14 protein-coding genes are annotated in these 20,140 nt (G+C 61.7%); all 14 read left to right on the top strand.

From position 1 onward, the window contains the following. Positions 1-364: 364 nt before the first annotated feature. The 14 genes from PMA3_RS11345 (at position 365) to PMA3_RS11280 (ending at position 20,082) form a co-directional block, all read left to right on the top strand. Positions 365-1,114, top strand: a complete 750-nt coding sequence (locus PMA3_RS11345; RefSeq protein ID WP_064677238.1) for a hypothetical protein — start codon at positions 365-367, stop codon at positions 1,112-1,114. 70 nt (positions 1,115-1,184) lie between these two features. Continuing rightward, positions 1,185-1,718 carry a type VI secretion system contractile sheath small subunit gene (gene tssB / locus PMA3_RS11340; RefSeq protein ID WP_064677237.1) on the top strand — a complete coding sequence of 178 codons (534 nt, stop codon included), beginning with the start codon at positions 1,185-1,187 and terminating at the stop codon, positions 1,716-1,718. Between the two features lie 10 nt (positions 1,719-1,728). Next, a complete protein-coding gene (tssC, locus tag PMA3_RS11335; RefSeq protein ID WP_064677236.1) occupies positions 1,729-3,231 on the top strand; it encodes a type VI secretion system contractile sheath large subunit in 1,503 nt (500 codons plus the stop codon). Positions 3,232-3,256: 25 nt separating this feature from the next. Beyond that, on the top strand, positions 3,257-3,739 hold the full coding sequence (gene tssE, locus PMA3_RS11330; protein ID WP_064677235.1) for a type VI secretion system baseplate subunit TssE: 483 nt from the start codon (positions 3,257-3,259) through the stop codon (positions 3,737-3,739). Continuing rightward, positions 3,739-5,571 (top strand): type VI secretion system baseplate subunit TssF, encoded by a 1,833-nt coding sequence (tssF, locus tag PMA3_RS11325; RefSeq protein WP_064677234.1) that lies wholly within the window; start codon positions 3,739-3,741, stop codon positions 5,569-5,571. Before tssE ends, tssF begins: the two co-directional genes overlap by 1 nt. Beyond that, positions 5,535-6,605, top strand: a complete 1,071-nt coding sequence (gene tssG, locus PMA3_RS11320; protein ID WP_064677233.1) for a type VI secretion system baseplate subunit TssG — start codon at positions 5,535-5,537, stop codon at positions 6,603-6,605. The genes tssF and tssG overlap by 37 nt, the downstream gene beginning before the upstream one ends. Beyond that, positions 6,602-9,205 (top strand): type VI secretion system ATPase TssH, encoded by a 2,604-nt coding sequence (gene tssH / locus PMA3_RS11315; protein WP_064677232.1) that lies wholly within the window; start codon positions 6,602-6,604, stop codon positions 9,203-9,205. Before tssG ends, tssH begins: the two co-directional genes overlap by 4 nt. Before the next feature lie 23 nt (positions 9,206-9,228). Next, the gene (gene tssJ, locus PMA3_RS11310) at positions 9,229-9,987 is read left to right on the top strand and encodes a type VI secretion system lipoprotein TssJ (protein ID WP_082930297.1); all 759 of its coding nucleotides are present in this window, start codon (positions 9,229-9,231) and stop codon (positions 9,985-9,987) included. Then, a complete protein-coding gene (tssK, locus tag PMA3_RS11305; RefSeq protein WP_064677230.1) occupies positions 9,980-11,323 on the top strand; it encodes a type VI secretion system baseplate subunit TssK in 1,344 nt (447 codons plus the stop codon). Before tssJ ends, tssK begins: the two co-directional genes overlap by 8 nt. Further along, positions 11,320-12,048, top strand: a complete 729-nt coding sequence (icmH, locus tag PMA3_RS11300) for a type IVB secretion system protein IcmH/DotU (RefSeq protein ID WP_064677229.1) — start codon at positions 11,320-11,322, stop codon at positions 12,046-12,048. Before tssK ends, icmH begins: the two co-directional genes overlap by 4 nt. 30 nt (positions 12,049-12,078) lie before the next feature. Beyond that, positions 12,079-15,954 carry a type VI secretion protein IcmF/TssM N-terminal domain-containing protein gene (locus PMA3_RS11295; RefSeq protein WP_064677228.1) on the top strand — a complete coding sequence of 1,292 codons (3,876 nt, stop codon included), beginning with the start codon at positions 12,079-12,081 and terminating at the stop codon, positions 15,952-15,954. Between the two features lie 31 nt (positions 15,955-15,985). After that, a complete protein-coding gene (gene tagF / locus PMA3_RS11290) occupies positions 15,986-16,912 on the top strand; it encodes a type VI secretion system-associated protein TagF (RefSeq protein WP_064677227.1) in 927 nt (308 codons plus the stop codon). After that, positions 16,909-19,404, top strand: a complete 2,496-nt coding sequence (gene tssM, locus PMA3_RS11285) for a type VI secretion system membrane subunit TssM (protein WP_064677226.1) — start codon at positions 16,909-16,911, stop codon at positions 19,402-19,404. The genes tagF and tssM overlap by 4 nt, the downstream gene beginning before the upstream one ends. A 159-nt stretch (positions 19,405-19,563) precedes the next feature. Continuing rightward, positions 19,564-20,082: an Hcp family type VI secretion system effector gene (locus PMA3_RS11280; protein ID WP_064677225.1), complete on the top strand. Its 519-nt coding sequence runs from the start codon at positions 19,564-19,566 to the stop codon at positions 20,080-20,082. Positions 20,083-20,140: the final 58 nt, after the last annotated feature.

Genomic DNA, 20,140 nt, shown 5'->3' with positions numbered 1-20,140 from the left:
AGCAACAATTGGATCCATTTCCCGTCTGAAACCACTGTATTCACTGGTCTTCGGACCATTCCTACAGCTATTTACTGCATGTAGTGGCCTGCAGACATCATTGCGACATGTATCAAAAACGAGAAAAAATCCGCTTCTGTGTGAACTTTTCCATACAAAACGTTGCCCTATACGACGCTGGTGGCTATTCGATACCCATATGCCACCACACTGCTTCCAATTAATCCTGGCAGTGCGAATTAGCGATGGAGAAACATCGGCAAAACGCACTGCGCATACAGGTGTTATGCCGAGAAATTCGTTCTTCCCGTTTCCCCGTATTTGTTCGGGGGAGTTGACGTGAAGATTCAAGGACGATGTACCAATGACTCAGACGTTTGACGTTGAAGCACTGATCAGATTGCGTAGCCAGACCCGGGCCATTTCCGATGCGCTCAAGGCGCAGGCTTCGGACTATCTGGCGACCCTGGCATTGCTGATTCGTCCGCAGACGTTTTTCGGTGAGTACCTGCAAGGCGCGCAGCGCAGCAGCGGCCGCGAGACCCAACACCATTTCAAGGAACTCAAGGAACTGTACGACCGCATCGGTTCGGCCTCGCCGTTCCAGCTGGTCAATGAGCTTGAAGTCCCCCTCACCCTGATCAGTACGACGCCGGAATTGTTCCCGCTGGAGTACGACAAGGTGCTGTCCCAAAGCGGGCAATCCATTCGCATCACCAGCCCCGTGCGCTGGGTGGTGGGTTTCAGTTCGTTTGACCTGGCCCGCTTTCGCACAGTCATCAAGGACCCCAATCGCAGCAGCGCCGAACTGCACCGCTTTGTCGTGCACTACCTGGTGTTGTTCTACTGCCTGAGCCAATCGCCGGGCGTGGGCCGGGTGCTTGAAGGCCTGCGTTTTCCCCTGAGTTTCGAGCGGCTCAAGTACTTTGGCGACCTGCCCTTTTGCGTGATCGGCTCACCGGTACGCGCCCAATTGCCTGATGAATCGGTGATCCGCAGCAGCACCCAGATCGCCGGCAACACCAGCTTCGAAGAGCTGGTAGGCCACGAGAATATTGTGGAAATGAACGATGAGATCCGTCAGCGCCTTCTGCTGACGATCGAAGGAATGTAACGCGCCAGGCCAACAGTTGAGCCGACACGCAAACGACTTGCAGCGAATGTGTTCGCACCAGGAGATCACGATGGCGAAGAAGGAAAGTACCCAGCACAAACTCGACCGCGTTCGCGCGCCTCGGGTCCATATCACCTATGACGTGGATATCGGTGACGCTCAGGAAAAGAAAGAGCTGCCCTTTGTCGTCGGTGTGCTGGGCGATTTCTCCGGCAACCCGCTGGAGCCGCTGCCGAAGCTCAAGGACCGCAAGTTCATCTTCATCGACCGCGACAACTTCAACGGCGTGCTCAAGGGCATCAAGCCGCGCCTGAGCTATCGCGTCGACAACACGCTGGTCAGCAATGGCACGCAGCTGGGTGTGGAGCTCAACTTCAACACCCTCGAAGACTTCGAACCGCAGAACGTGGTGAAGCAGGTCGAGCCGCTGCGCAAGCTGCTGGAAGTGCGCAACAAGCTGGCGGACCTGCGCAACAAGATGGGCGGCAACGACAAGCTCGAAGAGCTGCTCATGGACGTGTTGCAGAACACTGAAAAGTTGAAAACGCTGGGCAAGGAATTCGGCCGCGAAGCCGCCGTTCCAGCCACCGATGGTAAAGAGTAGGAGCCTGACGATGAACGACAAGCAAACCGTGACTCAACAGGACAGCGATCTGGTTGAAGTGGAAAACTTCGCCCCGCCCTCCTCGCTGCTCGACAGCATCATTTCCCAGAGCCGCGTGGCCCGCTCCGAGACCGAGCGCACCCGTACCCGCGACCTGATCGGCGAGCTGGTCAGCCAGGTGCTGGAAGGCGAGATGACGCCGAGCAAGGATCTGATTGCCGTGCTCGATGCGCGCATCGCCGAAATCGACGCGATGCTCTCCGAGCAGATGAACGAAATCATGCATGCCCGGGAGTTCCAGCAGCTGGAAGCGTCCTGGCGCGGCCTGAAGTATCAGGTCGACCAGACCGAGACCAGCACCACCCTGAAGATCCAGTTGCTCAATGCCTCGAAGAAAGACCTGGTGCGCGACCTCAAGTCGGCGTCCGAATTCGACCAGAGCGCGCTGTTCAAGAAGATCTACGAAGAAGAATACGGCACCTTCGGTGGTGCTCCGTTCGGCATGTTGCTGGGTGACTACGAGTTCAACCGCAGCCCGGAAGACATGTACCTGCTCGAAGAGATTTCCCATGTCGCCGCAGCGGCCCACGCGCCGTTCATCTCGGCGGCCTCGCCTGAGCTGTTCGGCTGGGATTCGTTTACCGACATGTCCGGCCCCCGGGACCTGGCGAAGATTTTCGACACCGTCGAATACGCCAAGTGGAAGTCGTTCCGCGCCTCCGAAGACTCGCGTTATGTCGGCCTGACCCTGCCCCACGTGCTGGGTCGCCTGCCTTACGGGCCGGATACCACGCCGGTCGAGGAGTTCAACTTCGTTGAAAGCGTCGATGGTCGCGATCACAACAAGTACCTGTGGATGAACGCCGCCTATGCCCTGGGCACCCGGGTCACTGACGCGTTCTCGCGCTACGGCTGGTGCGTGGCGATTCGCGGGGTCGAAGGTGGCGGTCTGGTCGAAGGCCTGCCGACCCACACCTTCAAGACCGATGACGGCGAAATCGCCCTCAAGTGCCCGACCGAGATCGCCATCACCGATCGCAGGGAAAAAGAGCTGTCGGACCTGGGCTTCATTCCGCTGGTGCACTGCAAGGGCACCGACTACGCCGCGTTCTTCGGCACCCAGTCGACGCAGAAGCAGAAGCACTACAACACCGACATCGCCAATGCCAACGCGCGGTTGTCCGCGCAGTTGCAGTACATCTTCGCCACCTCGCGCATCGCGCACTACATGAAGGCGATCATGCGCGACAAGATCGGCAGCTTTGCCTCGCGCAAGGACGTCGAACTGTTCCTCAACAAATGGCTGTCGAGCTACGTGCTGCTGGACGACACCGCCAGCCAGGAAGCCAAGGCCAAGTTCCCGTTGCGTGAAGCGCGGGCCGAAGTGTTCGAAGTTCCGGGCAAGCCAGGGGTGTACAAGGCCGTGACCTATCTGCGACCGCACTATCAACTGGACGAACTGACCGCTTCGTTGCGCCTGGTCGCCGAACTGCCGCAATCGACCCGCGGCTGATCAACACCACTGCCAGGGAGGCAACATGAGTAGTCAACACAGGCTGTTGCCATCGCTGCTGGATCGCTTGCTGGACGATCTTCCCCATCAGTCCATGGAAGCGTCATCGCAACGCTTGTGTTCGCTGGCCGATTACAAGGCCAGCATCGTTCGCGACCTCGAGGTGCTGGTCAACACGCGCCAGTCGCTGGTCGCCAACGAGCTGGAGGGTTTCGCCAATCTGGGCGGAACCATCCTCGACTACGGCATGCCGGACTTCACCAGCCGCAGCGTGCTGGATCCCCAGGACCGCCTGTTGATTCAACGCCAGCTGGAAAAAGCTATCAGCGTCGGCGACCGGCGGTTTCGCAACGTCAAAGTCCAGCTGCTCGCGCAACAGACCGGCCAACGCATGCTGACCTTCCGCGTCGACGCCGTACTGCGTCTGCAAGACATTACCCGTCAGGTGTCCTTCGACGCGGTGCTGCAGGTCAATACCCAGGAATACAAAGTGCAGAACCTCAACTGATGCTCGACGATCTGCTCCCTTACTACGAAAAGGAACTGTCGCACCTGCGCTTTTTGGGCCAGGAGTTCGCCAGCCAGTACCCGAAGATCGCTTCGCGGTTGCTCATCGAGGGCGATAACTGCGAAGACCCGCATACCGAGCGCTTGATCGAGGCCTTCTCGTTCCTGTCGGCCCGGGTGCACAAGAAGCTCGACGATGAACTGCCGGAAATCGTCGAGTCGTTTCTCGAAGTGCTGTACCCGCATTACCTGCGCCCTACTCCGTCGATGTCGATTGTCGAGTTCAACCTGGGCAAGCAGGAAAAAGTCACCGAAGCCTTCCATGTCGCCCGCCACACCGAACTCAGTGCCAACCCGATCGATGGCGTGGTGTGCAAATTCCGCACCTGCTACCCGGTCGAACTCTGGCCGGTGGCGGTGCATCAAGCCTCGTTCATCGAAATGGAGCGCTCGGCGTTCAACGGTCACAGCGCCGACCTGGTCGCGCGCCTGCGCATCGGCCTGAGGGCAACGTCCGATGTGATGTTCGGCAAGATGGAGCTGGACCGCCTGCGCTTTTTCCTCGACGGCGAAAGCACCCTGATGCTGCAGCTCTACGAGTTGCTGTTCAACAACCTGGCCAAGGCTACGGTGAGCTTTGAAGACCAGGGCCGCACTCGCGAGGTCGCATTGCCGGCCAACGCCTTGAAAGCCGTCGGTTATGGTGTGGACGAAGGCTTGGTGGATTACTCGGAGCGCTCGTTCCTGGGTTATCGCTTGCTCCACGAGTACTTCACCTTCCCGGACAAGTTCATGTTCTTCGACCTGTCGGGGTTTTCGCGGCTATTGGCGGGCCAGAACCTCGAGAACATCGAGATCAACTTCTATTTCTCGGATTACGACCTGAGCGATCGCCTGGCGCGCCTGACGCAGAACATCGGGCGCAATAACTTCAAGCTCAACTGCACGCCGATCATCAACCTGTTCCGCCAGCAGGCCGAGCCGATCAAGTTGACCCATGCCCAGCATGAGTACGCGGTGACGCCGGATGTGCGCCTGCAAAGCTCGGCCGAAGTGGTGTCCATCGATCGCGTACGCCGGGTGCGCAAGGTCGGCGGCCTCGATCAGGTCGACACCTGCCACCCGTTTTTCGAACCGCGCGGCGACCAGGGACCCGGCCAAAGCTTCTGGATTGCCCGGCGTCGCCCCGTGCAGACCCGACAACGGGATGGCTCGAACATGGTCATCCGGGTGGTGGATCGCGAGCTGGAGCTGCTCGATTCCAGCAACGATACGTTGAGCATCCGCCTGACCTGCAGCAACCGCGACCTGCCGTTGATGCTGCCGTTCGGTGGCGAGCGCGGCGATTTCAATATTCCCGGCAACTCGGTGATCAACGACATCCGCTGCTTGCGCAAACCCACCGCAACGGCCCGCGTACCCTTGGGCAATGGCGTGATCTGGCGCCTGATCTCGCACCTGTCGCTCAACCATATGTCCCTGGTGTCCCGGGGGCGCGACGTGCTGCTGGAGCTGTTGTCGCTCTACAACTACCGCAACGTCTCGGCGATCCGCAAGCAGATCAACGGCATCGTTTCGGTGAGCAGCGAACCGGTGGTGGCGCGTATCGGCCACCCGCGGCCGAACTTCGTGCGCGGCGTCGGCATCACCCTGAATTTCGATGAAAGCCAGTACACCGGCAGCGGTGTGTTTTTGTTCGGCATGGTGCTGGACCACTTCTTTGGCCAGTACTGCAGCATGAACAGTTTTACCCAATTAACCCTTCGCACCTTGCAGCGCGAAAAGAGAGTCGTCCAATGGCCACCGCGAACCGGCGATCAACCCCTGGTCTGATCGACCAGGCACGGGCTGAGCCGCACCGATTCGAATTTTTCCAATTGGTGCGCTTGCTCCGCCTGCATTACAGCAGAACCGGGCGCATGGACCTGGACACTCGACCCCACGAAGACCCTTTGCGTTTTCGCTCGCAGCTGTCGCTCAACTTCCCCGCCAGTGAAGTCAGCGACCTGCAGTTCGAGCGCGAGGGCAAGGTGTCCGCGGCCGGTTTGCCGCTGTCGGAAGTGCAAGTCACGTTCATGGGCCTGGTCGGGCCCTCGGGTGTGTTGCCGCGCCCCTACACCGAGCTGTTGATCGAGCGGCACATCCAGTACCGGGATGACGCGGCCCATGCGTTCCTCGATATTTTCTCGCACCGCATGACCACGCTGTTTTACGAGGCCTGGCAGAAATACAAGTTCTACATCGAGTACGAACGCAACGGCACCTCGGATTTCGATCGCTACCTGCTCAACCTGGTGGGTTTCGGCCCCGAGGCGCAGAAGCAGAAATTCGACAGGCAAGGCTCACCGCTGCGGCGCGAATTGTTCAGCTATTTCTCCGGCCTGTTCGCCCAGAAGCCACGCAACGCGATGAACCTCGAAGCGATGCTGGGCTTCTATTTTTCGCTGCCGTTCAAGGTCAAGCCGTTTGCCGGCCGCTGGCTGAAACTCGATGCCGGCCAGTGCACACAGTTGGGTCGCAAGAACGCCGTGCTCGGGCAAAGCGCCGTGGCCGGCAACCGGGTCTGGGACTATCAATCCTGCGTGCGCATCGAGATCGGCCCGCTGGACCTGGTCGACTATCAACGCTTCCAGCCCGGCACCGTGGACTACCAGAAACTGGTGGAACTGGTGCGCTTCTACGTCGGCGCCGAACTGGACTTCCAGTTGGCGCCCAGGCTCAAGCCCGCAGCCGTCCCCGTGGCCCGCCTCGGTCGCCAGGGCAATGTGTCACTGGGCTGGCTGGGCTGGCTCAAACGCCCGGGCGTCGACGTGGAACCGTCCCGTTGCGCCCTCTTCCACATTCCATTCGATGGGGTCTCCCTGTGAACCTGAAGTCCCTGTTTGCCAAGTTGAACGACACCAGCCGCACCGCCACCGAAAGTGCCGCGGCCTTGTGCCTGTCGGAACAACACTACGACGTCGAGATCGAGCACCTGTTGTTGCAGTTGCTCGACAGCCACGACAACGACCTGCCGGCCATCCTGCGGCACTACGACGTAGTGCCCGAGCGCCTGCAGGCGCAATTGGTGACGGCGCTGGGCACGTTCAAGAAAGGCAATACCCGCACCCCGGCACTGTCGCCGCACATCACGCGGATGATCGAGCAGGCTTGGGTGCTGGCCTCCATCGAATTCGGCCAGGGGCAGATTCGCACCGGTTATCTGTTGCAGGCGTTGCTGGATGACAACGAGCTGCGCCGGGTGGTGATCGCCTCCGCCCCCGAGCTGGAAAAAATCAATGCCGACGACCTGCGGGTCAACCTCGGCGCGCTGGTCGAAGGCAGCGCCGAATCGCAACAGGCCAAGCCATTGGCCGGTGCGGACGTCACGGCCCGCGGCACGGTAAAAGGCAACGGCAAGACCCCGGCCCTCGATCAGTACACCATCAACCTGACGCAAAGCGCTCGCGAAGGCCGGATCGATCCGGTGCTGGGTCGCGAGTTCGAGGTGCGGCAGATGGTCGACATCCTGACCCGTCGTCGCCAGAACAATCCGATCCTGACCGGTGAAGCCGGCGTGGGTAAAACTGCCGTCGTCGAAGGCCTGGCGCTGCGCATCATCCAGGGTGACGTGCCGTCGGTGCTTAAAGACGTCGCCATCCACACCCTCGACCTGGGCTTGCTGCAGGCCGGTGCCGGGGTCAAGGGCGAGTTTGAAAACCGCCTCAAGTCGGTCATCGAGGAAACCAAGCGCAGCCTGCACCCGATCATTCTGTTCATCGACGAAGCGCACACCTTGATCGGCTCGGGTGGCCAGGCCGGGCAGAACGATGCCGCCAACCTGCTCAAGCCGGCCCTGGCCCGGGGCGAACTGCGCACCATCGCCGCGACTACCTGGGCCGAGTACAAGAAGTACTTCGAGAAAGACGCCGCGTTGGCCCGGCGCTTCCAGGTGGTCAAGGTCGAGGAGCCGGACGAAGACAAGGCGATCCACATGCTGCGCGGCCTGCTGGGCAAGATGCAGGATCACCACAAGGTCACGGTGATGGACGAAGCGCTGGTGCAGGCCGTGCGCCTGTCCAGTCGCTACATCACCGGGCGCCAGTTGCCGGACAAGGCCGTCAGCGTGCTGGACACCGCCTGCGCCCGGGTCGCCCTGGGTCAATCGGCGCAGCCGGGGCCGCTGGAAGACTGCAAAAAAACCCTCGACAACCTCCAGGCAGAAATCGCGGTGCTGCAGCAGGAAGCGGCCAAAGGCAGCGACCATGCCCGGCGCCTGGCCACCCTGCAGACCGAATTGCAGGCCGGGCAGCACACCCGCGAAACCCTGGAGCAACAGTGGCAGCGCGAACTGCAACTGGTGGAAAAACTCGGCGCGCTCAGCCATCCGGACAACCAGGCGCCCGATGTGCGCGAGATTGCCGCCGTACGCGCCGAACTGGCCAGCGTCCAGGGCGAACAACCGCTGGTGCACGCCCTGGTGGATGGCGGCACCATCGGCGAAGTGATCTCCGGCTGGACCGGCATCCCCCTGGGCAAGATGCTGCGCGACGAGATCGACACCGTCCAGCGCCTGCCCGCACTGCTGGGTGAACGCGTGCTCGGACAGGATCACGCGCTGCAGGAAATCGGCAAGCGCATCAAGGTGTCCCGCGCGCGCATGGAAGACCCGAACAAACCGATCGGCGTGTTCCTGTTGCTCGGCCCGAGCGGCGTCGGCAAGACCGAAACCGCCCTGGCCCTGGCCGACACCCTGTACGGCGGCGAGCGCAACCTGATCACCATCAATATGTCCGAGTACCAGGAAGCCCACACGGTATCGAGCCTCAAGGGCTCGCCACCGGGTTACGTCGGTTACGGCGAAGGCGGCGTGCTGACCGAAGCCGTGCGGCGCAAACCGTATAGCGTGGTGCTGCTGGATGAAGTGGAAAAAGCCCACCCGGACGTGCTCGAACTGTTCTTCCAGGTGTTCGATAAAGGCGTGCTGGATGACGGCGAAGGCCGCGAGATCAATTTCCGCAACACCGTGATCATCCTCACGTCCAACACCGGCACCGAGCACATCATGCAGGCGTGCCTGAATGCCGGGCAGCAGCCGACGCCGGATGAAATCGTCGAAGGCTTGCGCGAGGAGTTGAACCAGGTGTTCAAGCCGGCGTTCCTCGGCCGCCTGACCATCGTCCCCTACTACCCGGTCAAGGACGCGATCCTGGAGCGCATCGTCGCGCTCAAGCTCGAACGCATCCGCCAGCGCTTCGAGCGCAACCATCAAGCCGTGCTGAGCTACGACGCCGCGCTGGTCAAGGCCATTGCCGCACGCTGCACCGAAGTCGACAGCGGCGCGCGCAACATCGACAACATTCTGTCCAAGACCCTGATGCCGGAACTGGCCCAGCAGGTGCTGGAGCGAATGGCGCAGGACACACCGATTCAGAGTTTGCACATCGAGATGGACAGCGACGGCGATTTCGCCTGTCGCCTGAGCTGATCGAGCACTTACAGGTAACCGTGATGGATAACAGACAGACAGGGAAGCGTGCAGCGCAGCCAGCATTGGCAAAGTGCCTGGTCGCGGTGGCTATGATGATGGCACTGACCGCCTGTGGCGTCACCGACCGAGTCGGCAAGCGGGTCGACGACACCTGGGCCGGCGACATGCTGTTCGACGACAACGAGAAGGTCATCCTGACCTCCGACGGCGGCAATCAGCTCAATCCCGACGAGTCCGGCAAACCGCTGTCGGTGGTGATTCGCGTGTACCAGCTGACTTCGCTGGAGCGCTTTTCCTCGATCGACGCCGACACCCTGTGGGACGACCCGCAAAAGGCCCTGGGCAATACGCTGCTGGAAAACCGCGAAATCACCCTGCTGCCGGGCATGGGACAGGTCGACAAGTGGCCTTTGAACAAGGCCGCGGGCTATGTCGGCGTCGCCGCTTTTTTCCGCTCGGAAGAAAACAGCCGCTGGAAGGTCGCCTTTGACGCCAACTCGCTGCGCAAGGATGGCATCTGGTTTTCCTCCGATGGCCTGCGGGTGCTGGTGGACAACAACACCGTCTCCGCCATGGGCGGCGTCGACGTACTGAACAAACCCAAGACCGAAGCGCAGCTTGCCAAGGCGTCTGCGCAGACCGACCAGCCAACTGAAGGCAGCCTCACCCAGCGTGTCCAGGACGCGGTCGTGCAGCAGGCCGAAGACACGGCCACCAGCTCCGCGCAAAAGGCGACGGAGTCGAAATTAAACTCTCTATTGGAAGGCGTTCATGAGTAAGCAAAGCCGGGTGATGTGGTCGGAAGGCATGTTCCTTTTGCCACAACATTTCCAATACCAGGATGAGTTCCACCAGCATCAGCTGGCGGAATCGACGCTGCGCAGCACGCCCTTCCATTGGGGCGTGCAGATGCTGCAGGTCGATGAAGAAGCCCTCGCCACCGGCTCCTTGCAGCTCAAACGGCTGAAACTGGTGTTTCCCGACGGCAGCTTGTATGACGCGCCGCAGCATGACCCGCTGCCAGCGGCCCGTGACTTGAAAGACCTGCTCAAGGGCAACGACCTGAAGGTCTACGCCGCGCTGAAACTGCCTGAGCCCTTCGGCATGAATTATATCGAAGACGGCCAGGAGCAAAGAAGCGCACGGCGTTTTCGCAAGCAGTTCGACACCTTGCCGGACCTGAATGAAGGCGACCTCGAGAACGAAATCACCAGCCTGCGCCTGAACGTGGTGATGCTGATCGACGGCGACAACCTGGATGGCTACAGCTGGTGCCCGATCGCCCGGCTGTCGCGCAACAACATCGGGGGGTTCAACCTCGACGCGCACTTTGTGCACCCGACCCTGCATGTCGGCACCCACGAAACCCTGATCGGGCTGGGCAAACGCTTGCTCGGCGCCTTGCAATCCAAGAGCAAGGCGCTGTCGGGCCGTCGTCGCGAACGCGCGGACCAGATTGCCGAGTTCGGCTCCAGCGACGTGACCCTGTTCTGGCTGCTGAACACGGTGAACCGTGCGCACCCGGGCCTGGCGCACCTGCTCGCCCACCCGCGCCTGCACCCCGAGCGCCTGTATCTGTTTCTCGCGGAGCTGGCGGGCGGCCTGTTGACGTTTTCCCTGGACACCCAGCTCAACGACATCCCCGAGTATGACCATCACGACCCGGCGGCCTCGCTGGTCAAGCTCGACGAGATGATCCGCGTCCTGCTCGACAACGTGGTGCCTAACCAGTGCGTGGTGATCAACCTGACCCAGACCAAGCCGTCGTACTGGCAGGGCCAGTTGCTCGACCCGCGCCTGGCCGAGGCCGATTTCTATATTTCCGTGCACGCCGACATGCCGGGTTCCAGCCTGCTGGAACTGGTGCCGCGCGCGTTCAAGGTCGGTTCGCCCGAAGACATCGAAGTGGTGGTCAACAGCGCCATGCCCGGGGTCACGCTCAATCACGCGAGCCGCTTGCCCAATGCGATTCCGGTGCGCCTGGACAATCACTACTTCTCTATCGAGCCCCATGGCCGGGTGTACGAACGCATGATGAGTGCCCAGGCCATCTCGTTCTACGCGCCCAGCGCCTTTACCAATCTCAAGCTTGAACTGATGGCGGTACTCAAATGACTGAAGCCGTAATGCAAGGCGCCATGGCGACCGCCAGCGAAAAACCGCTGCTGAAAGACCTGGTGCAAGACTTCATCAGCATGGCGCTGATCGTGCGCAAGGGCCGGCAAGTGACCTCGGTCACCGCTTTCGAGGCGAGCATCGATGCCTTCTTTTCGACCCTGGAACGCGAAGCCCGCAGCGCCAACTACAGCGTCGAACAAGTGAAGGACACGCAATACGCCCTGTGTGCGTTCCTCGACGAAAGCGTGTTGCGCTCCGGCGTCCCGGGGGCGGTCGATAACCCGTTGCGCAGTCACTTCGAACTGCAGCCATTGCAGTTCCGCTACTTCGGCGTGCACCTGGCCGGCGAAGGCTTCTTCGAGAAAATCGATTCGTTGCGCAGCGACGTCAAGCAGAACCTGGATGTGCTCGAGGTGTACCACCTGTGCCTGGCGCTGGGTTTCGAAGGCAAGTTCAGCCTCGGCCAGAAAGACCAGTTGCGCTACCTGGCCAACACCTTGGGCCAGGACATCGCGCGTTACCGCAAGACGCCCAAGGCGCTGTCGCCGGACTGGGCCCTGCCCGACCAGGTCTCGCAGATGCTGCGCCATGAAGTGCCCGTCTGGCTCTACCTGGCGCTGATCGCGCTGGTCTGCGTGGGTGTTTACCTGACGCTGGACTGGCTGTTGGCCAAGGACGTCGCCGCGTTGTCCGAACAAATCAGCCAGCTGTTCAGTGCCTGAGCACAGGTCAGGTAATCGAGTCAGGAAGACATGAAGACATTATTGCGTTTGTTGAAAAGTTTTTGGTTCGTCATCCCCGTGTTGTGGCTGGCGAGCCTGGCAGTGTGCTGGTTCGTCGCGCCGCACGTCAGCTGGCTGCAAGGCTATGCGCTGGAGGCGATGGCGATCATCAGCGCCTTCTACCTGCTGCTCATTGTGCTGCGTCAGTACAAGCGGATCCGCGCGGAACACAACCTTGAGAACCTGGTGCAGATCGAAGTCGATCGATCGCTCAAGTCCACCGGTGAGTTCCGCGACCAGCAAGTGCTGCGCGAACGCCTCAAGCACGCCATCGCGATGCTGCGCACCGACCGCTCGGCCGGTGGCGGTGGCTCGTCGGCGCTGTATGACCTGCCGTGGTACCTGGTCATCGGCATGTCCGGCGCCGGCAAGACCTCGTTGCTGACCCGTTCCGGCCTATCCGCGAGTATCGCCAACAGCGCCAATGACACCCACAGCGGCACTCAACACTGCGACTGGTACTTCAGCCCCGAGGCCGTGATGATCGACACGGCCGGGCGTTACCTGCGCGACGACCAGTCCGCCAGCGAATTCGCCGCGTTCCTGCGGATGCTGAAAAAGCAACGCAGCAAGGCGGCGGTCAACGGCCTGGTGCTGGTGGTCAGCCTACCCGAGTTGCTGGCGGCCAGCGCAGCCGAGCGCAACGAACTCGCCGCGCAACTGGTTTCGCGCATCGAGGAATACACCGACTGCCTGGACGCCAACCCGCCGATCTACCTGATGTTGAGCAAGACCGACCAACTGCCGGGCTTCAGCCAGGCATTCGAAGGCCTGGACCTGAACGAACGGCAGCAACCGCTGGGCATGACCTTCGGTCTGTCGGAAATCCGCAACCAGGGTCTGCGCCCGGTGCTGGATGCCAAACTGGCCAACCTGCACAGTCATATCCGTCGGCATGTCGACGCGCAGATGATTGCGCTGGGAGCCGATGCCAACAGTGCGCTGCTGAACTTCCCGAACTACTTTTCCGAACTGTCGGTGGTGCTGGAGCAGTTCCTCCAGCACTTCGCCCACACCGGGCAGGCGGGCACGCCGCTGTTGTTGCGCGGCCTGTATTTCACCAGCGCCCTGCAGACCGATCAGCAGCTGAGCCAGGTCTATGAAGATGACCTCGCCGAGTCGTTCGCGCTGCAGCCACAACCCGAGCACGCGCCGGGCAGCGGCCAGAAAACCAGCGATCGCAGCTATTTCATTACCGACACCTTCCGCCGGGTGATTTTCCCGGACCGCGACCTGACGCTCTATCAGTCGCGTTTCGGCCAGAACAAGTCCTTCAGCCCCGCCCTGCTGGGTGTGGCGGTGCTGGCCGGGCTGGTGTTCATTGGCTGGCAAACCCTGTCATTCCAGAACAACCGCCAGTGGCTGGACGGGTTGCGCGAGCAACTGACCGCGCTGCAGCAATCACCGGACCGCGCCCAGTTGCTCGCCTCGGGCCAAGGCCTGGAATTGCTGCGCGATCAACTCGCCGCCATCGAAAAATACCGTGCCCAAGGCGTGCCGCTGCAACTCGGCGCCGGCCTGTATCGTGGTGACGACATCTACCTCCTCGCCCAGAATGCCTATTTGCAGCAGCTGCGTACCCAGGCGCTGGAACCGGTGGCCCTGCAACTGCAATTGCAGATGCGCGCGTTCAACGAGTTCGCCAAAACCATGGACCCGCAGAACAACTTTGCGCCTGCGTCCGCCAAGGCCGGCAATCCTTCCGCCAAGGCCCGTGCCCAAGGGCTGAAATTGCCGACCCGCTTGAGCAGCGTTCCGCGCAGCGCTGGTGATGTCGGCAACCGTTTGAGCGGTGCTGCCAAGGGTGCCGCCAGCACTGTTCGCGCAGAGGCCATGACCGCGCTGCGCAATCCGGCCACGGCGAGCGACGCCGCCGATCTGTCGGCGACCACCGGTGGGCTCTCGTTGTCCGAGGAAATGCTCGGCCGGCTGGACGAGCGCCAGGTCGAGTCCATCATCGAATCCTACAATGCGCTGAAGCTCTACCTGATGTTGACCCAACCCGCTACCCATCCCGAGCCGGAATTCGTCGGGGCGGCGTTGCCGGTGGCCTGGGCCAATACCGCCAGTGCGCAACACCCGGTCAGCCTGGAAGTCATTCAAGACAACGTGCCGGTGTACGTGCAGCTGCTCAAAAATGGCCATGCGCCTTCCTTGCCTCGCAACGAGCAACTGATCAGCGAAACCCGCAATAGCCTGAAGTCGTTCATGATTTCCAGCTCGCTGGTGGATCGCGAATATTTGCGCCTGCAATTGGAGTCCAGCCGCCAGTTTCCGGCCCTGGGCCTGAGCGATCTGGTGCCATTGCCGGGGCGTCAGCTGTTGTACGGTACCGAAGCGGTGCCGGCGATTTTCACCCGCCAGGGCTGGGAACAGTTCGTCAAGCCTGAGCTGATCAAGCTGGTGTCGGGCAACCTGCGCAACGAATCGGACTGGGTGCTCGATGGCGAAGGCGGCGACAGCCTGGTGCAGAAAGCCAACTTCATCCGTGAGTTCATGACCCGCTACAAGCGCGACTACACCCAGGCCTGGTACGGTTTCATCGACAGTGTCGGTGTGCGCCACTTCACCGACATGGCCAACGCGACCCGACAACTGTCGCTGCTCAGCGACGTGCAGAACTCGCCGGTGAAAAACCTGCTGGCGGCGGTCAACGACAACACCCGATGGGATGTGCCCGCACCCCGTGAAACACTACAACCGGGGATCAAGCGCGATGACGGTTTCTGGGGCAAGGTCACCGGTATCTTCGATGGCCAGGACACCTCGCCGAACGCGCTGATTTCGCCATTGCCCGCCGTGGATGACGGCAGCCTGGCCAAGCGCTTCGAGCCGGTGTCGCGGGTGTTCGCGGTGCAGAACGCCGAGGGTGCCGACAGCACCATCATGGATCGCTACCTGGCGGCGTTGCGCAAGCTCAAGGTGCGGATGAACAACATCCAGCGCTCCCAAGACGTCGGCAAAAGCAGCAAGCAACTGATCAGCGAGACCCTGGAAGGCCAGCCGAGCGAAATCACCAGCGTGCGCAACTACGTCGAGACCACCGTCGACACCAGCCAGGGCGGCCTGTCGACCTCGCTGCAAGGCCTGTTCAGTCTGCCGATCCAGTTTGCCTGGGAAACCCTGCGCGATCCGGCCGGCGAGCAGATCGCCAAGGCCTGGGCGCAACAGATCGCCAAGCCCTGGGAACAGGTCATGGCGCACCGTTACCCGATCGCGGCGGGCAGTCGCAACGAAGCCTCGGTCAAGGACCTGCAGCGTTTCGTCGACCCGGAGTCCGGCCTGTTGCCGAACTTCAAGCGCAACGAAATCGGCAACCTGTCCGGCGGCGAAGGCCTGGGCATGAGCAGCGCCAGCAAGGCCACGCCGCTGGTCAATCCGGGCATGGTCAACAGCATCGACAAGGCCAGCTCCCTGGGCCAGGTGATCGCCAGCCTGTCGGACCGGGAAAACGGCTTCGAGATCATGCTCGAGCCTTCGGCCCACTTCACCGACATCATCTTCACCCTCGATGGCCAGGTGCAGCATTACCGCAACGGCAAGACCAGTTGGAGCCGCTTCTCCTGGCCGGGCACCACCACCGCTCCCGGCGCGCGCATGGACGTGGTGACCCTGACCGGCGAGCGCATCACCGTGTTCGATTACCCGGGTCGCTGGGGCCTGTTGCGCATGAATGACAGTGCCCGGGTCAGCGACCTGGACGGTATCCAGCAACGTTTCAGCTGGAACACCGCCAGTGGCCAGGTCAGCCTCGCCGTGCGCAACTATGGCGGCGTCAAGCTGACCGACCTGGCCAACGTCAAGGCACTGAGCGCACTCAACTCGACAGGCGGACGGTCCCAGTGAGCACGCTCGTTTTCAATCAGGGCCCCGGCCGATGATCGGCTGTTTCGGCAAAGTCCCCGCGAGCCCGGACTTCGTCAGCCTGCACGGTGCAGCCGACGACGTCTGTGAGTTCGATGCCTGGCTGCAAGGCGCATTGGCCGCCCTGCAGCCTCGTGAGGACTGGCGTGAATTGTTCGACGCGTTGCCGCTGTGCTTTTTCTGCTATCGCGCCCGCAGCGGCAACTGGTTGCTGGGCGGGCTGATCAGTTCGAGGGATTCAAGCCAGCGCCGCTATCCGTTCTTCATTTTCCAGTGCCTGAAAGCCAGCGAAGCCGGGCCCTTGGTCAACCCGTTCACCCTGGGCGAGCTGTTCAGCGGGCAGATCAGACCCTTGCTGCACATGGCCGCCCAGGGCGAAAGCACCTCGGTGCTGTTCGATCGCATCAAGGCCTTGCGCCCCTTGCAGGGCCAGGACTTCGAGTTGTTCCGGCGCGTGCACGACAAGTTCCTGGTGAACTTCAACCTGCGCGACATCGCCACCGCCCTCGAAGGCGCCTACCCGGAATTCGTCACCAACGCCGTGCTCACCCGCTTGCAGGCCTTGAACCGGCATCTGCGCCACGGGACGCCGATCGGTATCGCCCTGCCCTTGCCGGCGGAACGCGGGTTGAAAAACCCGACGGCGGATTTGTGGGTCACCTGGTTGACGCGCATGACACCCGGCAACGCCGTGCCGCAGATCAGCCTGCTGGCGGACGACTTCATGCGCCCCCGGCTGATCTGCTTTGCCTCGCGCACCACCAGCGACGCCTATCGCGTGCTGACCGGTACTGGCGAGCGTGCGCAAAGCTTTGACGTGCTGGGGTCGTTCGAGGCGTTTGACGAGCACCACCCTGCGTACGTTTTTCCCGAAATCGATCGCCCTCTTGACGACGTCATCGACCGTTTTGTCGCTGCCCTGGATTCGAAGTCCGTATGAACAAGATCAAGTATTACTTCTTGCGCTACCAACCCTACATTCTCGGGGTGGTGTTTTTCCTCACGATCTTCCTCGTGTGGGGCATCGGGCGTGGGTTTGGCTTCAGCTCGCTGAACAGCCTGCTGACGGGCATCGGCGTGTTCCTGCTGCTCGCCTGCGGCTACGTGCTGCTGCTGTATCGTGGGGTGTCGCGGCACCACAACCTCGAAGGGCTGTTGCGCGACGATGCCGACCAGGCGGTATTGAACGCCAGCCCGGCGGATCGCGAGGAAGTCAGCCTGTTGCGCGAGCGCCTGTTGCAGAGCATCGAGCGCCTGCACAGCAACAAGCCCCGGGGCGGCAATCCCAAGGATGCCTTGTATGCCTTGCCCTGGTACCTGGTGATCGGCCAGCCGGCTGCCGGTAAAAGCACGATGCTCTATCAATCGGGTCTCAACTTCCCTTATGCCGAGCGCGAAGGTGCGCGCGTCGCCGGCCTGGGCGGCACACGCAATTGCGACTGGTTTTTCAGCTCCGAGGCGGTGCTGCTGGATACCGCCGGGCGCTACATGAACAACCAGGAGGAAGCCGGCAAATGGCGGGCCTTCCTCCAGCTGCTGCGCCAGCACCGCCAGCGCCGGCCGCTCAATGGCTTGATCGTCACCGTCAGCATCCACGACATCCTGCAAGCCTCGCTCGAGGACCAGGAGCGGATTGCCAAGCGCCTGCGCGAGCGCATCCAGGAAACCCATGCGCTGCTGGAAGTGCGCCTGCCGGTCTACCTGGTGTTCACCAAGTGCGACCTGGTGCCGGGTTTTGCCCCCTTCTACCGCCAACTGGATGACGTTGCCCGGGGCGAAGTCATGGGCAAGACCTTTGCCCATAAAGGCTACGAGCAAGCCGACTGGGGCCGGCAATTCGGCGTGGCAATGGATGAGTTGGTCAGCTATTGGCAACAGGTGGCGAGCCAGCAACTGGTCCTGCAGGACATTCAGATCACCCGCCAGGACTCGGCGGTGTATCGCTTCCCGCTGGAACTGGCAGCGCTCAAACCCAGGCTCCAGCTGTTCGTCGATGCCCTGTTGCGCGCCAACCCGTATCAAAAGGCCGAACTGCTGCGCGGCTTCTATTTCACCAGCGCCCTGGATGCCGACCAGCCGGAACTGGGCGGGCACACCCGCCAGGTCACAGAGCGCTTCTCCCTGGACAGTGATCAAGCGCTCGCCAGCGGCACGGCGCAAGCGCGCCCGCTGTTCATCAGCAGCCTGTTCAGAAAGGTCATCATTCCTGACCAGCACCTGGTGGCGTTGTACACCACCAACCATCGCGAACGTCGGCGCAAGGCGGCCTGGATTGGCGGCGCTGGCCTGGTGGCGCTGCTGCTGTGCGGACTGTTGGGCTGGTCCTATGTAAACAACAAAAACACCGTGCAGGCGATCTCGACGGAACTGGCCCGGGCGGCCGCCACTGACGCGTCGGCGTCGGGTCAATACACCGAGTGGCAAACCCTGGATCGCATGCGCTTCTGGACCGCCCATTACTACGCGCAGCACCATGACCAGGGCGTGCCGCTGCGCCTGCGTCTGGGGCTGTACCAAGGCTACAAGGTCGAGCCCCTGCTGCGCAGCCGGTATTTCGATCGGCTGGAAAGCGTGATGCTCAAGCCGACGGCCGACAACCTGACCCGCTCGCTGTACCTGCTCACCACCCTCAAGGTGTATCAGCGCAACAGCAAGGAATTGTTGCCCGTGACCGGCATCGACAGCGTCGAGCCCAAGGCGTTGCCGAGCGACAACCGGGCCCAGTCGATCGCGGCCTTTGGCAAGACGACGCTGGACACCTACGTCATGCTCTCCCGTGCCCGGCGCGAAAAGGCTGACCCTGGGTTCCTGAAGGCAAAGATCCCGGACTACTGGTACCCGGCGATCGCCCGCCAGACCGGCAAGACCATCGGCGCTGCCCATGACGGCTCGGGCGCGAACCTGGATTACGAGTTCGCCAGCCGGCAGATCAATTTCTACAGCGACCAGATCCACGAGGAAGACGTGCCGCGGATCCTCGACAACGCGTTCCTGACGTCCAGTTCGCGCAACTACATCAACAGCCTGTTGACCCAGTCGTTGCGCTCGATCGAGACCATCACCCTGGAGTCGGACACCTTGTTCGCCTTTGGCCGCGCCGATTTCCAGAGCCTGAAAACCGAAGGCCAGGGCCAGCTCAGTGCCATCGCCGGCAAGCTCTTGAGCACCCCTGACATCGGCAAGATCATCATCGCCGGGCATGCCGATCAACTGGGCGACCCCCAGGGCAATATGCAGGTGTCCAAACAGCGCGCACAGACCATCAAGACCTACCTGGTGGGCAAAGGCGTGCCCGGCGAGTTGGTCGAAGCCATCGGCGAAGGCAGCACCCGGCCCCTGGTCAAATGCAACATGCAGCAACCCAGGGCCCGGTTGATCCAGTGCCTGGAGCCGAATCGGCGGGTAGAAATCGAGGTGCGGGCGCTCAACTGAGAGCGTCCCCACTGGCAGAAACACCGGTGCCCGGGTCGTTTCGACGTATTGGCCCTGGCCGGTCACACACCTCTCTTGATCGTTTCAAAGAGGTTAAAACGAAGGGTTCGTGACCTGTGCGCAGGTCAGTCCTTAAATGAAGGTAAGGAGAAATTAAAAATGGCATTTGACGCATACATCCAGATCGAAGGCATTCCAGGCGAAGTACTGGACGACAAGCACAAGGACTGGATCGAAGTGCTGGGCTACGAGTTCAGCGCAACCCAGGCGACCTCTGCGACGGCCAGCTCCTCGGGCGGCGCTTCGTCGGAGCGTGTGGCGTTGAGCGACTTCAGCATCCGCAAGGCCGTGGACAAGGCTTCTGCCAAACTGTTCGAAGCCTGCTGCAAAGGCACGCACATCGCCAAGATCCAGCTGAACGTCAACCGCGCCGGCGGCGACAAGGTCACCTACCTGACCATCAATCTGGAAGAAGTCGTGGTTTCCTCGGTCAAGGCCGTTGCCGGTGGCAGTCAAGGCGGTGAAGACAAATCGGTCAGCGACCTGCCGATCGAAGAAATCAGCTTCAACTTCGCCCGCATCAAAACCACCTACACCCAGCAGAGCCGGGCCGATGGCCAGGGCGGCGGCAACGTGACCGGCGGTTGGGATCGCACGGCCAACAAGGTTTTCGCTTGAGTCTGTAGCGATGGCGGGCCGCGCAAGCGGTCCGTGTCCGACACCGTGCCTGGCGATC

This window comes from Pseudomonas silesiensis, from assembly GCF_001661075.1.
In the GTDB taxonomy this organism is placed as follows: Bacteria; Pseudomonadota; Gammaproteobacteria; order Pseudomonadales; family Pseudomonadaceae; genus Aquipseudomonas; species Aquipseudomonas silesiensis.
The sequence above is the reverse complement of the archived record's forward strand: the minus strand, read 5'-3'. Positions and strand labels throughout refer to the sequence as shown.

What these genes read in the sequence shown, in the direction of transcription:
- tssJ (WP_082930297.1), top strand. Translation starts at nt 9,229, where the DNA reads ATGGATAACAGACAGACAGGGAAGCGTGCAGCGCAGCCAGCATTGGCA.
- PMA3_RS11295 (WP_064677228.1), top strand. Translation starts at nt 12,079, where the DNA reads ATGAAGACATTATTGCGTTTGTTGAAAAGTTTTTGGTTCGTCATCCCC.
- tssG (WP_064677233.1), top strand. Translation starts at nt 5,535, where the DNA reads ATGGCCACCGCGAACCGGCGATCAACCCCTGGTCTGATCGACCAGGCA.
- icmH (WP_064677229.1), top strand. Translation starts at nt 11,320, where the DNA reads ATGACTGAAGCCGTAATGCAAGGCGCCATGGCGACCGCCAGCGAAAAA.
- tssK (WP_064677230.1), top strand. Translation starts at nt 9,980, where the DNA reads ATGAGTAAGCAAAGCCGGGTGATGTGGTCGGAAGGCATGTTCCTTTTG.
- tssE (WP_064677235.1), top strand. Translation starts at nt 3,257, where the DNA reads ATGAGTAGTCAACACAGGCTGTTGCCATCGCTGCTGGATCGCTTGCTG.
- tssM (WP_064677226.1), top strand. Translation starts at nt 16,909, where the DNA reads ATGAACAAGATCAAGTATTACTTCTTGCGCTACCAACCCTACATTCTC.
- PMA3_RS11280 (WP_064677225.1), top strand. Translation starts at nt 19,564, where the DNA reads ATGGCATTTGACGCATACATCCAGATCGAAGGCATTCCAGGCGAAGTA.
- tagF (WP_064677227.1), top strand. Translation starts at nt 15,986, where the DNA reads ATGATCGGCTGTTTCGGCAAAGTCCCCGCGAGCCCGGACTTCGTCAGC.
- tssB (WP_064677237.1), top strand. Translation starts at nt 1,185, where the DNA reads ATGGCGAAGAAGGAAAGTACCCAGCACAAACTCGACCGCGTTCGCGCG.
- PMA3_RS11345 (WP_064677238.1), top strand. Translation starts at nt 365, where the DNA reads ATGACTCAGACGTTTGACGTTGAAGCACTGATCAGATTGCGTAGCCAG.
- tssC (WP_064677236.1), top strand. Translation starts at nt 1,729, where the DNA reads ATGAACGACAAGCAAACCGTGACTCAACAGGACAGCGATCTGGTTGAA.
- tssF (WP_064677234.1), top strand. Translation starts at nt 3,739, where the DNA reads ATGCTCGACGATCTGCTCCCTTACTACGAAAAGGAACTGTCGCACCTG.